16 protein-coding genes and 1 pseudogene are annotated in these 13,725 nt (G+C 67.9%); 14 read left to right on the top strand and 3 right to left on the bottom strand.

The window, feature by feature from the left end; translation table 11 throughout:
- The first annotated feature begins 998 nt into the window (after window positions 1-998).
- From Hbl1158_RS09100 to Hbl1158_RS09130, 7 genes are all read left to right on the top strand, one after another.
- Window positions 999-1,220, top strand: a complete 222-nt coding sequence (locus tag Hbl1158_RS09100; protein ID WP_234296877.1) for a hypothetical protein — start codon at window positions 999-1,001, stop codon at window positions 1,218-1,220.
- Window positions 1,221-1,404: 184 nt separating this feature from the next.
- Entirely contained in the window at window positions 1,405-1,611 is a 207-nt protein-coding gene (locus Hbl1158_RS09105; RefSeq protein ID WP_234296879.1) for a hypothetical protein, read from the top strand.
- A gap of 207 nt (window positions 1,612-1,818) precedes the next feature.
- On the top strand, window positions 1,819-2,607 hold the full coding sequence (locus Hbl1158_RS09110) for an N-acyl homoserine lactonase family protein (protein WP_234296881.1): 789 nt from the start codon (window positions 1,819-1,821) through the stop codon (window positions 2,605-2,607).
- A 40-nt stretch (window positions 2,608-2,647) separates the two neighbouring features.
- Complete coding sequence (locus Hbl1158_RS09115; protein ID WP_234296883.1) at window positions 2,648-3,229, top strand: biotin transporter BioY; 582 nt, start codon at window positions 2,648-2,650, stop codon at window positions 3,227-3,229.
- A 7-nt stretch (window positions 3,230-3,236) separates the two neighbouring features.
- Complete coding sequence (locus Hbl1158_RS09120; RefSeq protein ID WP_234296885.1) at window positions 3,237-4,031, top strand: ABC transporter ATP-binding protein; 795 nt, start codon at window positions 3,237-3,239, stop codon at window positions 4,029-4,031.
- Window positions 4,031-4,738, top strand: a complete 708-nt coding sequence (locus Hbl1158_RS09125; protein WP_234296886.1) for an energy-coupling factor transporter transmembrane protein EcfT — start codon at window positions 4,031-4,033, stop codon at window positions 4,736-4,738. Before Hbl1158_RS09120 ends, Hbl1158_RS09125 begins: the two co-directional genes overlap by 1 nt.
- 128 nt (window positions 4,739-4,866) lie before the next feature.
- Complete coding sequence (locus Hbl1158_RS09130; RefSeq protein ID WP_234296888.1) at window positions 4,867-5,061, top strand: hypothetical protein; 195 nt, start codon at window positions 4,867-4,869, stop codon at window positions 5,059-5,061.
- 36 nt (window positions 5,062-5,097) lie between these two features.
- Here the strand turns inward: Hbl1158_RS09130 and Hbl1158_RS09135 are convergent, their stop codons facing one another.
- Complete coding sequence (locus tag Hbl1158_RS09135; protein WP_234296890.1) at window positions 5,098-5,958, bottom strand: aldo/keto reductase; 861 nt, start codon at window positions 5,956-5,958, stop codon at window positions 5,098-5,100.
- Window positions 5,959-6,079: 121 nt separating this feature from the next.
- Window positions 6,080-7,393: pseudogene (locus tag Hbl1158_RS09140) on the bottom strand (phosphoribosylamine--glycine ligase).
- Between the two features lie 175 nt (window positions 7,394-7,568).
- Here Hbl1158_RS09140 and Hbl1158_RS09145 point away from each other — a divergent pair.
- From Hbl1158_RS09145 to Hbl1158_RS09160, 4 genes are all read left to right on the top strand, one after another.
- Window positions 7,569-8,282: a TetR/AcrR family transcriptional regulator gene (locus Hbl1158_RS09145; protein WP_234296893.1), complete on the top strand. Its 714-nt coding sequence runs from the start codon at window positions 7,569-7,571 to the stop codon at window positions 8,280-8,282.
- A complete protein-coding gene (locus Hbl1158_RS09150) occupies window positions 8,282-9,760 on the top strand; it encodes an MATE family efflux transporter (RefSeq protein WP_234296895.1) in 1,479 nt (492 codons plus the stop codon). Before Hbl1158_RS09145 ends, Hbl1158_RS09150 begins: the two co-directional genes overlap by 1 nt.
- Before the next feature lie 355 nt (window positions 9,761-10,115).
- The gene (locus Hbl1158_RS09155; protein WP_234296903.1) at window positions 10,116-10,412 is read left to right on the top strand and encodes a hypothetical protein; all 297 of its coding nucleotides are present in this window, start codon (window positions 10,116-10,118) and stop codon (window positions 10,410-10,412) included.
- 148 nt (window positions 10,413-10,560) lie between these two features.
- On the top strand, window positions 10,561-10,866 hold the full coding sequence (locus Hbl1158_RS09160; protein ID WP_234299505.1) for a hypothetical protein: 306 nt from the start codon (window positions 10,561-10,563) through the stop codon (window positions 10,864-10,866).
- A gap of 28 nt (window positions 10,867-10,894) precedes the next feature.
- Here the strand turns inward: Hbl1158_RS09160 and Hbl1158_RS09165 are convergent, their stop codons facing one another.
- Window positions 10,895-11,737 carry a hypothetical protein gene (locus tag Hbl1158_RS09165; protein ID WP_234296905.1) on the bottom strand — a complete coding sequence of 281 codons (843 nt, stop codon included), beginning with the start codon at window positions 11,735-11,737 and terminating at the stop codon, window positions 10,895-10,897.
- Between the two features lie 98 nt (window positions 11,738-11,835).
- Between Hbl1158_RS09165 and Hbl1158_RS09170 the strand changes: the two genes are divergently transcribed.
- The 3 genes from Hbl1158_RS09170 to Hbl1158_RS09180 all read left to right on the top strand — a co-directional run bounded on the left by Hbl1158_RS09170 (window position 11,836) and on the right by Hbl1158_RS09180 (window position 13,684).
- On the top strand, window positions 11,836-12,363 hold the full coding sequence (locus tag Hbl1158_RS09170; RefSeq protein ID WP_234296907.1) for a hypothetical protein: 528 nt from the start codon (window positions 11,836-11,838) through the stop codon (window positions 12,361-12,363).
- A 76-nt stretch (window positions 12,364-12,439) separates the two neighbouring features.
- On the top strand, window positions 12,440-13,000 hold the full coding sequence (locus tag Hbl1158_RS09175; RefSeq protein WP_159668101.1) for a TATA-box-binding protein: 561 nt from the start codon (window positions 12,440-12,442) through the stop codon (window positions 12,998-13,000).
- A 51-nt stretch (window positions 13,001-13,051) separates the two neighbouring features.
- Window positions 13,052-13,684: a hypothetical protein gene (locus Hbl1158_RS09180; protein ID WP_234296909.1), complete on the top strand. Its 633-nt coding sequence runs from the start codon at window positions 13,052-13,054 to the stop codon at window positions 13,682-13,684.
- Window positions 13,685-13,725: the final 41 nt, after the last annotated feature.

Here is a 13,725-nt window from a genome sequence, read left to right on the forward strand (position 1 = left end):
ACTGCGAGTGTTTCGTCGTGTTCGGCCGTGTGAACCACCGAATTTCGAGTGCTTCGGAACGAGATAGCGTTCAAACACACTCCGAGAAGACACACTCTAAGAGAACACACCGACACGGACACACACCGATTTTCGAGTGCTCTCCCGATCCGAACACGGTCGGCGACGGCCGAGTCGGCGCGACCCGAATCGCTCGCCGGACCGGCACCGAATTTCGAGTGCTTCGGCCGCGCTCGCGAACGGTATGTTCGCCGGAGCAACTCCGAACCGCCGAGTATAGCGCCCGAAAGAGGTGAAATCAGACGGTACCGACATCGGTAGCCGAGTCAAAGTCGCGAGGACGAACGTCGGAGTACCCGTAGCGGTGTCCCGTGACGCGGTCGCCCTCTGACACCAGTTTTCGAGTGCTTTACACACGATCGCGTGGGATTGGGTCTCCTCGGGTGGTCGTCGACCGACGCAAGAGTATTTAAACGGTGACGTGGATCCCGAGAAGACGAACTCGGCAACCGCTCATCCTCGCGTGAGAAAGCGTTTCAGCCGATCGTTCCTCCTCCTCCTCGCTAGGATCGATATCGATATATTATACGCGATATCGACCCGAGCGAGTGTCCCACCCCACACCCGCGTCCGAAGCACTCGAAAACTGGTGTGAGGGAGTCCGCCGAAACTTCCGTATCGTACGGTCGTCGATGGCCACCACACCGCATTGCAAGTGCTTCGCACGTGCCTCCAGCGGTGCGAGTTCGATTCTCACGATCGGGAGACAACACCATATTTCGAGTGCTCAAGCCGTCTCGAGGGCTGAGGTCGTCTCGAGTGTTCGATCACCAGCAATCGTTCCGATCGGTCGGACGACGGGGCCACGGCAGGGGTGGAAGTGTACATCGTCAGTAGTACCGATCGTCGGGAACCGAACGAACCGTAACGACCGAGTGTCGCCATCCCGAATAGCGGACGTGCCGAACCGTTACGTCTGCCCGTACTGCGGAGCCGAGGTGGAGCGCCCTTTTCGGGTCCAGTACGTCATCCGCTCGTGTTTGGAGTGCGACGGTCACGGGCGATTCGTCCACGGCGACGTTGCGGCGGCCCTCGACCGTATCGACGAGTCAGCCCTCCCCGATGGCTGGGAGGACGATCCGCTCGACGAACGCCTGCTCGTCGCCGTTCGCGAGGGGCTACTCGCCGGCGACGAGGCCCGACCGGACACGACGGAGTGAGCACCGCCGACGGGGTCACCGCCGCAGCGATTCCGACAGACCTGCGGCGACTCCAACGGGCAGGCGGCGACCCGATTTATCGTATCTGTCGACCCTCGGTTTCTCGCGCGCTCGCACGCGCACGTGCGCGTCTGGCACACGACCGGAAGGAGTTGATGTGCGATGCTGCCGTGAGGTGATACGTATGAGTTCCAGAGCGGACCGCGCTGACGAACTTCGGAAGGTGTTCGAGTCGGTGACCGGAACGGACCGCGTCGTCGAGGCGCAAGACGAGGAGGCCGCCGGATCCGCCGACGGTGACGCCTCGAACGCGCTCACCGAGCTCCGCATCGACGCGGTCCGCAACGACGTGCTATCCGACGTCTCGAGCGACTCCGCGTCCTCTGTCTGAGGTACGCCGCTGGAGTCGACGCCGTCGGTCCCGTCGCCCCGTCTCATCCCGCCCCGTCTCATCCCGCCCCGTCTCATCCCGCCCCGTCTCATCCCGACCCGGCTCACCCCGACCCGTCTCATCTCGTCTCCGACCGGTGCTCGTTCCGTGACCACTCGTCGCGACGGCGGGCGCGGTTTCAAGCCGCCGCGGACCGAGTGGACACACATGCCGAAGGTCACTCTCGTCGACCGCGGTCGCGTTCGGGCGGATCGAGGCTACGTCATAGACGGCGCGTCCATGGCGAGCGCGAACGACCCCTCGCCCGAGCACGAGCGGATCGAGTTCGTCGTCTGGAACGCCGTCATCGAGGCCGGCGGAACGACGTACCTGTGGGATACTGGCGTCCCGAGCGACGCCGCCGACGCCTGGCCGGCACCGCTGTACGGGGCCTTCGAGGCGTACGACGCCGACGACCATTCGCTCGAGGGCGACCTCGAAGCCGCGGGCTACGACATCGCGGACGTGGACGCGGTGGTGATGAGCCACCTTCACCTCGACCACGCGGGCAACCTCGACGCGTTCGCGGGAACCGGAACGCCGGTGTACGTCCATCGCGAGGAACTCGGGTTCGCGTTCCTCTCTGCGCACACCGACGAGGGGTCCATCGCGTACCTCGCGTCGGACTTCGACGGCGACCTGAACTGGAACGTGATCAACCGCCACCGCCACACCCTCGCCGACGGCTTCGAGCTGCTGCACCTCCCCGGCCACACTCCGGGCCTGCTCGGCGCACGCGTCGACACCGACGACGGTACCCTCCTGATCGCCGGCGACGAGTGTTACGTCGACGCCAACTACGCTGAGGGCGCGCCGCTGGGTCCGGGACTCCTGTGGAGCGAACCGGACTGGCGCGAGAGCCTGGAGACGCTTCGAGAGATACAGCGACGGACCGACGCCGAGGTGCTGTACGGCCACGACCTCGACCGGTTCGAGAGGCTCGCGGACCGATACTGACTCCGTAAACCCTAATACTCGATTCGGTTTACGAACCGGCATGAGTACGAAGACCGAGCGTGTCGACCTGGTCGGCGAGGAGATCGTCGGCAACGTCGCGCGGGCGGCGCTGTTCGCGGCGTTGACCGGCGTGTTCGCGTACGTATCGTTCCAGCTCCCGGTTACGTCCGTCCCGTTCACCCTCCAAGTGCTCGGGGTGTTCCTCGCGGGGCTGTTCCTCGGCCCGGTCTGGGGCGTCGCCTCGATGGCGATCTACGTCGTCGCGGGTGCGGTCGGCGCGCCCGTGTTCGCCTACGGGAGCGCCGGCCTCGGATCGCTGTTCGGTCAGTGGGGCGGCTACCTCTGGTCGTACCCCGTCGCCGCCGGTGTGCTCGGGCTGGCGGTCCACGGCACCGGCGAGCCGACAGACCCCTCCAGCGTCGGGCTTGCACGTCTCGTCGGCGGGATGGTCGCCGCGACGCTGGTCGTCTACGCGTTCGGGACCGTCGGCTACGCGGTCGTCGGCGACGTGGGGCTCGCGACGGCTGTGCTCGCGGCGGCGGTACCGTTCGTGCCCGCCGAGGCGATCAAGATGGCCGCCGCGGTCGCGATCGTCCGCAGCGACGCCGTCGTCGCCCGGTGAGCCGGTCGTGATCGAGACGCGGGGGCTGACGCACCGCTACGGCGACGACCGCGACGCCGGCACCGCGACCGGCGACGGCGAGGTCCCGACTGACTCGGGGAGCGACGACGCCGCGGGAGGTGAGACTGACGACGCTCGACCTGCGGCCGTCCGCGACGTGTCGATCACGATCCCCGACGGCGAGTTCATCGTGCTCGCGGGCGCGAACGGCTCCGGCAAGTCGACGCTCGTGCGCCACTTCAACGGCCTCCTGACGCCCGACGAGGGGACGGTCCGCGTCGACGGTACCCCCGTCGGCGACGACCTCGTGGCGGCCCGCACGCGCGTCGGCATGGTGTTTCAGGAGCCGCGCGACTGCTTCGTCGCCGCGACCGTCGGCCGCGACGTGGCGTTCGGCCCCGAGAACCTCGGACTCGACCGCGCGGAGATCGACCGCCGCGTTCGAGAGGCGCTCGCGGCGGTGAACATGGCGGGTCGCGGCGACGAGCGGATCGACCGGCTCTCCGGCGGCGAACAGGAGCGGGTCGCCGTCGCGGGCGCGCTGGCCATGGAGCCGGCCCACCTCGTGCTCGACGAGCCGTTCACCGGTCTCGACGAGCCCTCGCGGCGGGCCGTGCTCGACCGCCTTCGGGCCCTCCACAGCGACGGCACCGGCGTCGTCCTCGTCACCCACGACCTCCGGGACGTGCTCGACCCGGCCGACCGGGTCGTCGTCCTCTCGAACGGGTCGGTCGCCGTCGACGCCCCGCCCGCGGAGGCGCTCGAGGCGCTCGAGGGACTCGCGGTCCGCGCGCCCGACTGATGCTCGCGTACGAACCGGGCGACTCGATCGCCCACCGGCTCGACGCCCGGAGCAAACTGTTCCTCCAGGCGACGTTCGCGGCCGCGGCGTTCGCGCACACCGACCCCCGAGGGCTCGCGGCCCTGACGCTGTTCGCGGCCGGCGTGCTCGCGCTGTCGACGACCCCGATCCGTGTCGCGGTCGCGGAGTACCGGGCAGTACTCCCGTTTCTCGCGGCCGCACCCGCGATCGAGGCGCTCCGGTTCGGCTCACCGTGGGTCGATCCGGCCGCGGCGGTCGGCCCCGCGCTGGCGTCGTACCGGACGCTCCTCCTGTTGGCGCTGGTGACGGCGTACGTCCGGACGACGCCCGTTCGTGAGTCGGAGGCCGCGGTCGCGCGGGTCGTCCCCGGACGGCCGGGGCGACTGCTGGGGCTGGGCGTCGGACTCGTTTTTCGATTCCTTCCGGTGATTCAGGCGGATCTCGCGCGGACGCGCGAAGCGACGGCGGCGCGGCTCGGCGACGAGCGTCCGATACACGACCGGATTCAGATCGTCGCGACCGCGGGGTTGACCCGCGTGTTCGATCGGACCGACCGGCTGACCGCGGCGCTTCGCGCGCGGTGTCTCTCCTGGACGCCGACGCCGCCACGGAGCAGGCTCGACCGGAGTGACGCCGTCGCGGTCGCGGTGGCGACCGCGCTCCTCGCGTGGGCTGTCGTCCCGTAGCTAGATCCGAAGCCGACCGGTATCGTGGCATCGTGACCCGATCCGAAGCCGGCCCGTTACGTGGATCCCCCGATCCGCCGACGAATGCCGATGCGCTTTTACCGGACCGTGGAACACACACCGATAGCATGACCGAACGCGAGGCGGAGGACTGGCTGATCCGGTATCTGGTCGTGATGGTCGTGGCCGCGACCGCGCTTCTGCTGCTCATCTACGGGCTCGTGTTCCAGCCGAGCGTCGCGTTTGTCGCGGTCGCGCTCGTCGCACTCGCGGCCACCGCGGCCGTCGTCACGATCGATCTGCGGTCGTGGCGGATGGTGTAACGCGGTCCGGTTCGCTCCGACTGTTCCGTCGCCCTCCTACTCCCCGGTCTCGGCGAGTCGGGTTATCTCGGCGTCCGTGAGCGACAGCCCCGCGGCCGCGACGTTCTCGCGGAGGTGCTCGACGCTGGAGGTGCCGGGGATCGGGATCGTCACGTCGGAGTGACCGAGCAGCCACGCGAGCGCCACCTGCCGGGGCGTCGCGTCGTGGGCGTCGGCCACGTCGTCGAGCGCGTCACCGACCCCGTCCAGGTCGCCGGCGGCCAGCGGGTACCACGGGATGAACGCGATCCCGGCGTCCTCGCAGGCGCGGAGCACGGCCTCGTCCTCGCGGTTGGCGACGTTGTACTGGTTCTGGACGCTCGCGATCGACACCTGCTCGCGCGCCTCGTCGAGCTGCTCGACGGTGACGTTCGAGAGGCCGACGTGCCGGACGTGCCCCTCGTCCTTCAGCTCCGCGAACGCCGCCACGCTGTCGGCGAACGGCGTGTCCGGGTCCGGGCGGTGGAACTGGTAGAGATCGATCGTGTCGACGCCGAGGCGATCCTTGCTCGCGAGCACCTGGTTGCGGATGTAGTCCGGATCGCCGTGAGGGAGCCACTCGCCGTCGGCGTTCCGAAGTAGGCCCGCCTTGGTCGCGACGACTGCGTCGTCGACGACGCCGGCCTCCCGAAGCAGGCGCTCGGAGGTGCCCGGACCGTAGGAGTCGGCCGTGTCTACGAAGTCGACGCCGTGGTCGACGGCCGCCCGCGCCACCGAACGAGCGTTCTCCTCGTCGTCGGGCGCGCCGATGATGCCCTCGCCACACAGCCGCATCGCGCCGAAGCCCAGTCTGTTCACCGTCGTCTCGCCGTCCAGGTCGAACGTTCCCGCGTCGGCCGCGGTCGGAGTCTCGCTCATGTGTTACCACCGACGGCCGCCGGGCGGAAAGTCGCCACGGCAGCGGCGGCTGGCGTGTCCCGATCGACGCTGGCACACCGCGACCCGGCCCGAAACCCCCTCACGTCGGCCCGGAATGTCCTCATGCCGGTCCGAGGTATCCCCACGCTTGCAGACGGTCGCCGTCACCGTTGATCCACCGCTCGCCGATGTCGTCGCGGTAGTACATGTTGGGCATCACGATGTCGTCGATCCGGTCGTATGCTTGTTCACGTGCGGCGTGCATCGTGTCCCCCTTGCCGGTCACGACGATGGGCATTCCGTTGTCGCCCGCCGCACGCCACTAGCCATCAATCTTCTTCGCATCTTCGAGATGGATCCCGGCGCGGCTGTCCGTCTCGAACACCACGGCTGCATTCCGAGAGTTCTCATCGTACGTCTTCTCGTCGTCGAACGGGAACGGCGGCAGGACGATCCGTACGCCGATCTGGTACCCGTCGTGCACCTCGACTCCTGGGTCATTACCGTGGGCGAGATCGTAGAAGAACTCACCAGTAGAGGACTCAATGGACTCTTCCTGCAGCGCAATCGTCGGGTACCCGAACCGCGGTGTGAACTCCAGCGGATAAATGCCGTTCTCGTTCACGATGCAGTTGATGTCGATGCTCCCAACGTAGCCTTCGTTGGCGAGCCAGCCTTCCAGTTTGCCGAAGGTCTCTTCGAATAATCTGTTCTGGCTTGCCCAGAACATCGATGTCCCCATTTCGCCGGTCTGTGGCCCGATGTTTCCCGGGAACAATTTCTTATGTTCGAAATTGAAATTGACCTGGTCGATGAACTCGTTGCCGTTGAAGAACCCGCAGATAGCGACTTCGACGCCCTCGACTTTCCGCTGCAGCTGGAACCCCTTCATCCGGTGCCCCCACGCCTTCTTGTAGGCTCTCAGCACCTCAACGACGTCACTACCGTCATCCTCGTTCCCGACGTAGAGGAGCCGTTTGACGTTCTGGACCTCGCCGAGCGGCTTGATCACGTACGGGGCAGGGTTCTCTTGTACGTGCTGTATCCCCGCGTCGAAACTATCGAAGATGTGGTGCTCGACGGTATTCACACCGTGGTCTTCGAGGATCTCCATCGCATACCCTCGGTCCTCCTCGAGATGGTCGGTGTTGGGCGTCCCACCGACGACGGCTTTCCCCTGCTCTCGGAGTTCCCGCGCGAGTTCGCCGGTACCGATATCGGAGCCGACCCAGATGTCGTCGAAGACAATCACGTCGGCCCACCCGACCTCCGCGCGCCAGTCGTCCGTCTTCGGGACGAAGCCGTCGCCGATCTCCCGGTCGTCCTCGGCCTCGATGTAGTACTTCACGTCGTGGCCCTCCCGGTGGACCTGCCACGCGAGGTCCGCGATCAACGCGGCGTCCGCGGAGACGAACAGGAATCTGTGGGCGTCCATGGTGGGTTGCCGTCGGCGGCGAACTAATACCCGCCGGAGCGAACGGAAGCGGGATCTCCCTCGTCACGTCAGCACGTGACACGGCGTTCGGAAGCCGATCCGTTTTTGACTGACTGGCCAGTTAGCTTTGGTAGACCCAAATTCGGGGCGTTTCACCACCCTCACCTCGTTCACGATGACCACAGACAAGGACACACGAACGGCGTTCATGGAGGCGACGTACCGCGCGCTGTGTACGCACGGGTACGCCGACCTCACCATGCAGGACATCGCCGACCAGACGGACAAAAGCAAGGCGGCCCTCCACTACCACTTCGACGGCAAGGACGAACTCTTTCGCGAGTTCCTCGAATACCTCCACGAGGGATTCCGCGAGGACATCCGGGATCATCCGGAGGGTACGCCCGCCGAGCGACTGGTCGCGCTCGTTCGTCGGGTGCTCGATCCGATGGACGACGAATCGGACCAGCAGTTCAACACGGCGTTCATGGAGATCAAAGCCCAAGCGCCGTACCGCGAGGGGTACCGGGAGGTGCTCCGACAGTTCGACGACGACCTCCACGACGAGGTGTCCACGCTCGTCGCCGAGGCGGTATCGACGGGGCAGTACGACGACGACACAGACCCCGACGAGATAGCCGACCACGTGCTCACCTACATTCACGGCACGTGGACGCGTGCGGCGGCGATCGGTGCGGACGTGGTGGTGGTGCGCGAACATCTCGTCGAGGACATCCTCGATCTGCTCGTCGAGGAGGCGTCCGTTCCGGTCTCGGCGGAGACGGTCGATCGGCGGGCCATCGACGACGATCCGACGGAGATGGCGACGGACGACGGCGAGGAGTCGGGTGACCGAGACGACTCCGAGGGCGGAGGTGTGCCGGTCTGATGGGCATCGGAGACACGATCTCGCTGGTGTTCAAGGGGCGAGAGGAGTTCGAACTCACCGAGGGGAACATCGGCAAACCGCTGTTTTACCTCTCGGTACCCATCGTCGTCACGAATCTGCTGCAGACGGCGTACAACCTCGCGGACACGCTGTGGCTCGGTCGCTACTCCACGGAGGCGCTCGCGGCCATTTCCTTCGCGTTCCCGATGGTGTTCCTGCTGTTCTCGTTGGGTATGGGGGTCACCGTCGCTGGGTCGGTGCTCGTCGCACAACACGTCGGCGCGGACGAGGATGCGGAGGCGAAGTACGCCGCCTCACAGACCGTCTCGTTCGCGGTTATCGTCTCGCTGATCCTCGGTGCCGTCGGCTACTTCGTCGTCGGCGACCTGCTGGGTCTGCTCGGGGCGTCGCCCGACGTGCTCCCGCTGGCGACCGACTACATGCGCGTCATCTCCTCGGGACTGGTGTTCATGTTCGGGTTCTTCGTGTTTACTGCCCTCATGCGCGGCTACGGCGACACGATCACCCCGATGCTGGTGATGCTGCTGACGGTCGTCGTCAACATCGTCATCGACCCGTTCCTCATATTCGGGTGGTGGATATTCCCCGAACTCGGCGTCGCGGGCGCGGCCTACGCCACCATCTTCTCGCGGGCGCTGGCGTTCGTCGTCGGGATGGCGATCATGCTCCGCGGAACGCGCGGCGTGCAGATCTCCCCACGCGACATGGTACCGAACCTCACCTACGCTCGCAAGATCGTCCGAATCGGGGTTCCGGCGTCGATCGAGGGCACCGGCCGATCGCTGTCGGTGAACCTGATGCTCGTCATCGTCGGGCTGTTCCCGACGACGGTCGTCGCCGGCTACGGGATCGGCGTCCGGGTGTTCTCGGTCATCTTCCTGCCGGCGATCGCCGTCGCTCGCGGCGTCGAGACGATGACGGGCCAGAACATCGGCGCTGACAAGCCCGACCGGGCGGCGACGGCCGCCGGCCTCGCCGCCAAGACCATGTTCGCGATCCTCGGACTGCTGGGCGTCGTGACGATCCTCGCGGCGCGACCCATCGCCGCCGTGTTCACCGCCGACCCGGCCGTTGTGACGGTCACGGCCGACTTCCTGCGATGGGTCGCGCCGACGTTCGGATTCATCGGCGTGATGCGCGCGTACACCGGGAGCTTTCGGGGTGCCGGCAAGACGATGACCGCCGCGGCCATCTCCGTGACGATGCTCGGGGTCATCCGACTCCCGGTCGCGCTGGGGCTCGCGCGTCCGGACATCGCCGGGCTTCCGATCCCGTCGCTCGGCTCGACCGGGATCTGGATTTCCTTCGCCGTCTCGAACGCCGCCGGCGCGATCATCGCGTACCTCTGGTACCGCCGCGGGACCTGGCGCGACGCCGACCCTCGCGGACAGACGCCGATCGACGGCGAGGACGGCGACGAGCAGGCGGACTCCGCGGCCGTCCCCACCGACGACTGAGCGGCCGCTATCGGCCCCATCGCCGTCTACCTGGCTGACAGGCGACGCCCGCTGGGGATCGAACGCGAGCGTCGGCCGTCGGAGAACGCGGCCGGACGCGGTCGATCCTACCCGCGAGACTGGGCGTCGCACACCCGCGTTCGCCCCGCGGTTACCGTTCCGTGATGTGGGCTCTGGCTCCGGTATCCGTGATAAACTCTCGCCGGTCGAGAGGACCTCCCGACGGCATCGGTATTGCGTTCACGTGCCCGGAGATGGTCCGACTCTCACGAATACCGTACGGATAGCACGAGAACGGACGGCTCCGACGCTAACGGTGGAACCGTTTTTCGGCCACCGCACGGAACGTACGGCTATGAGCGCACGGAGTGGCGACGGGCAAGACGAGGGCGACGAGCGCGTGTGGCTCGTCGAGCGCACCTACGGCGACGACGAACTGAACCTGATAATCCTCGTGTACGCCACGGCGGACGGCGAGGGATACTTCAGAAAGGAGCGCGCCCTCACGAGCTTCGACGACGAGCGGGAGACGCCGGTGTCGCTGTCGGTGCCAGCAGACGAGTTGGGTGGGACCGATGACCGTGACCGCGAGCGGTACGCCGCGGAGGCGACGCGGATGGCCGAGGTCCACGACCCGGACGACACCGTCTGACCGGCGGGTGCCACCGGTTCGCCCTGCATGACCGCTCCCGACGGACTCTTGCGGCCCCGCCGACTACCGAACGGCGATGACCGACGACGTGGCGGAGCGCGACGACGGCGACAACGATGACGACGGAGGTGTCGGCGGCGGCGACAGCGTGACCGGCGGCGACGACCCAGCGATCGACACCTTCGGCGTCGGGATCCACGTCGCCCCCGAGGAGTTCCGGTTCGTCGTCCACGTGCCCTCGGACATCGACTCCGGATGGCGCGACCCCGAGTCGTTTCAGCGACGGATCGAGCGCGTGACCTGGGAGACGCTCGACCGCGAGGGGACGCTCCGGGCGGTCGCGCGGACGACCGACGAGGGCGAGACCGTCACGCTCGGTACGGTGTCGATGCGTCCCGACGGAGAAGTCGTGTCGCGATCGCTGTCGTCGCCGGCGGATCCCGCTGAGGAGTGACCCCCTCGACCGGACGGGCCGACCCGCGTCAGTCCTCGATGTCGTCCAGTACCGCGCCGACGGCGTCGACGAACGCGGGATCGTACTCGGTGAGGTCGTATCGGGTCGCCGCAACGGTGTCGCCCCAGACGCCGAGCGCGCCGACCGCGACCAGTCCGCGGAGGCTCGCACCGAGCGTCCGCGGCGTCGTCTCGGGGTCCGGCAGCGCCGCGTGGATCTGCTTGGACTGCGGGTACGTCATTTCGACGGCGGCGAGTCCGCGCCGCGCCTCGCGCCAGTACCGGCGGAGGTAGCCGAAGTTCGTGGGATCGGTCTCACGGAGGTGCGAGACGAGTCGGTCGGCGAGCGCTCGGTCTGCGGCGGCGTCGGCCGTCGGGAGCCGTCGGAACAGCGCAGCGACGACCGGACCGTCGCCGGCGACGACGGCGTGGAGTTCGACGCCGAACTCGGCGGCCACGCAGAGGAGGTCGTCGACGACCGCGTCGGGGTCGGCGTCGGCCGGCAGTAGCACGCCGGGGTCGTCCACGATCACCGACCCGCCGGAGGCGGGATCGACGACCGAGAGCAGGTCGTGAAGGGTCGAGGCGGGGTCGTCGACCGGGGCCTCGACGGCCGACAGCATCACGTCGCCGACGCGGCGCGTCGACGGTGCCGTCGAGGCGCTCGCGCCGCGTACGGTGTCGTCGACGCTCACGAGACATCGCGTCCCGCCGGGCCCGCTGCCCGCCTCCAGGCGGGCGTGCCACGCGTCGACGGTTCCGTCGGCGACGAACGCGACGTGGTCACCGCCCGCCGTCGTGGCCGCCGCCGCCAGCGACTCAGCGTCGGCGTGGAGCGCGCCGACCGCGTTCGCCCTCCCCGTTCCGGTCATGTACGTAGAAATCAGCACGAACGCAGGCATAAATTTACTGGAGAGATTATCGGATTCGATTGCGCTTATGCGCCCGGAGGCCGTCGGGGCGACACACGATGGGCGAGCCACCGACCCCGGACGCTCCCGTCTGGACCGTGCAGACAGCGGCCATCGAGCACGCCCTGACCGTCGGTGAGTCGCCTCGCGCGCTGGCGCTCGCTGGCGCGCTCGACCCGCTCCGCTCGGGCGTCGCGAGCCGCGACTCCGCCGCGGGCGACCCCGACCGACGCGCTCCGGCGATGACCGCGCTGTCGACGGCGCTTTCGGCGCTGATCGGGATTCACGTGCGGGAAGCCGCGGCGGAGTCCACCGACGGGTCAGTCGCCGGCGATCCGGTGTCGGCGTCGAGTCCGCGACCCGAGGTGCCGGAACTCGCGGTCGTCGATCCGGACGCCGTTCACCGCGGTCAGGCCGCGACTCGGCGGCCCGCGGTCGTCGGCGCGGCGGTCGCAGTCGAGCGGTTCGGCGTCGCGCCCGAGCGCGCGGCGACCCTGGCCGAGTGTTCCCGGGACGCCGTCGAGGGGGCAGTCGCCGATCGGTCGGCGACCGCCGATGTCTCGGACGACCCTCAAGACCTCGAGTGACCGCGTTGCGGCGGCCGCGGAGACACCCGGCTTTATAAACCGTCGGTTTATAAGTGGGGACGAGGAACGACGACGCATGACGGACCCGGCAGAATCCATCGAGATTCAGAACGTTGTAGCATCGACGGGGATCGGGCAGGAGCTCGATCTCGAAGCGCTGGCGGAGGACCTTCCGGGGGCGGACTTCAACCCGGACAACTTCCCGGGGCTGGTCTACCGGACCCAAGAGCCCAAGGCGGCGGCGCTGATCTTCCGCTCGGGCAAGATCGTGTGCACGGGTGCCAAGAGCATCGACGACGTGCACGAGGCCCTCGGGATCATCTTCGAGAAGCTCCGCGGACTGAAGATTCCGGTCGAGGACGATCCGGACATCACCGTCCAGAACATCGTCTCGTCGGCCGATCTCGGTCACCAGCTCAACCTCAACGCGCTGGCCATCGGGCTGGGGCTGGAGGACGTTGAGTACGAGCCCGAGCAGTTCCCCGGCCTCGTCTATCGGATGGACGAGCCGGACGTGGTGATCCTCCTGTTCGGCTCGGGGAAGATCGTCATCACGGGCGGGAAGCGTACCGACGACGCCGAGGAAGCGGTCGAGGAGATCGTCGACCGAATCGAGGCGCTCGGCCTGCTCGGCTAGGCTGAAATCGGGGAAATCGGTATATATCAGGAACCCGCATACGGCGACATAGTGGCTTCCCGACAGGGCGCCGCCGACGCCGCGGACTCGTCGGCGCACACCGGTCGCGGCGGCTCGTCCACGAACACCCGGGCGCGCGCCCGCTCGCCCAGTCTCCCCGAACGGGGGCGAGACGTCTCTGCCCCTCCCGATCGCGACCCGTCGCGGTACGCGCAGACGGACCACTTCAGACGCCGGCTGCGTCAGCAGGGTCGCTACATCACCCTCCCGACCGCCGGCGACGCGATCAGAAACGGCCAGCTTCGCTGGAACTCCACGGACGGCTGGCGCTTCGCCGTCGTCCGCGACGGCGTCCGGTTCGTCGTCGTCGTCGGCGACACCGACACGCCCTCCCCGGTGCTCGTGACCGGGTGGACCGAGATCGCCGACTGGGACGAAGCGCTCGCCTCCGACCGCTGGAGCGAGTGCGACGTGCACACGATCCGGCTCAGGGCGGCGCTGTCCGAACACAAGGGCAGACAGATCCCCGGTCGGATCCGCCCCCGCATCGTCACCCGCCCGTTCGAGGTGAGCGGCCACCGCGTCGTCACCGCCGCCGGCGACGGCCACGTCGAGTGCGACGACTGCGGCGCGCGGTTCCGCTCGAAGCGGGAGCTGTGTGAACTCCCCTGCGACCGTCGGTAGCCGCGGCGCGCGCTCCCCGGTGTGCGCCCCGGCGGAACGCG

Origin of the sequence: Halobaculum sp. CBA1158 (assembly GCF_021431925.1) — an archaeon.
Classification (GTDB): domain Archaea; phylum Halobacteriota; class Halobacteria; order Halobacteriales; family Haloferacaceae; genus Halobaculum.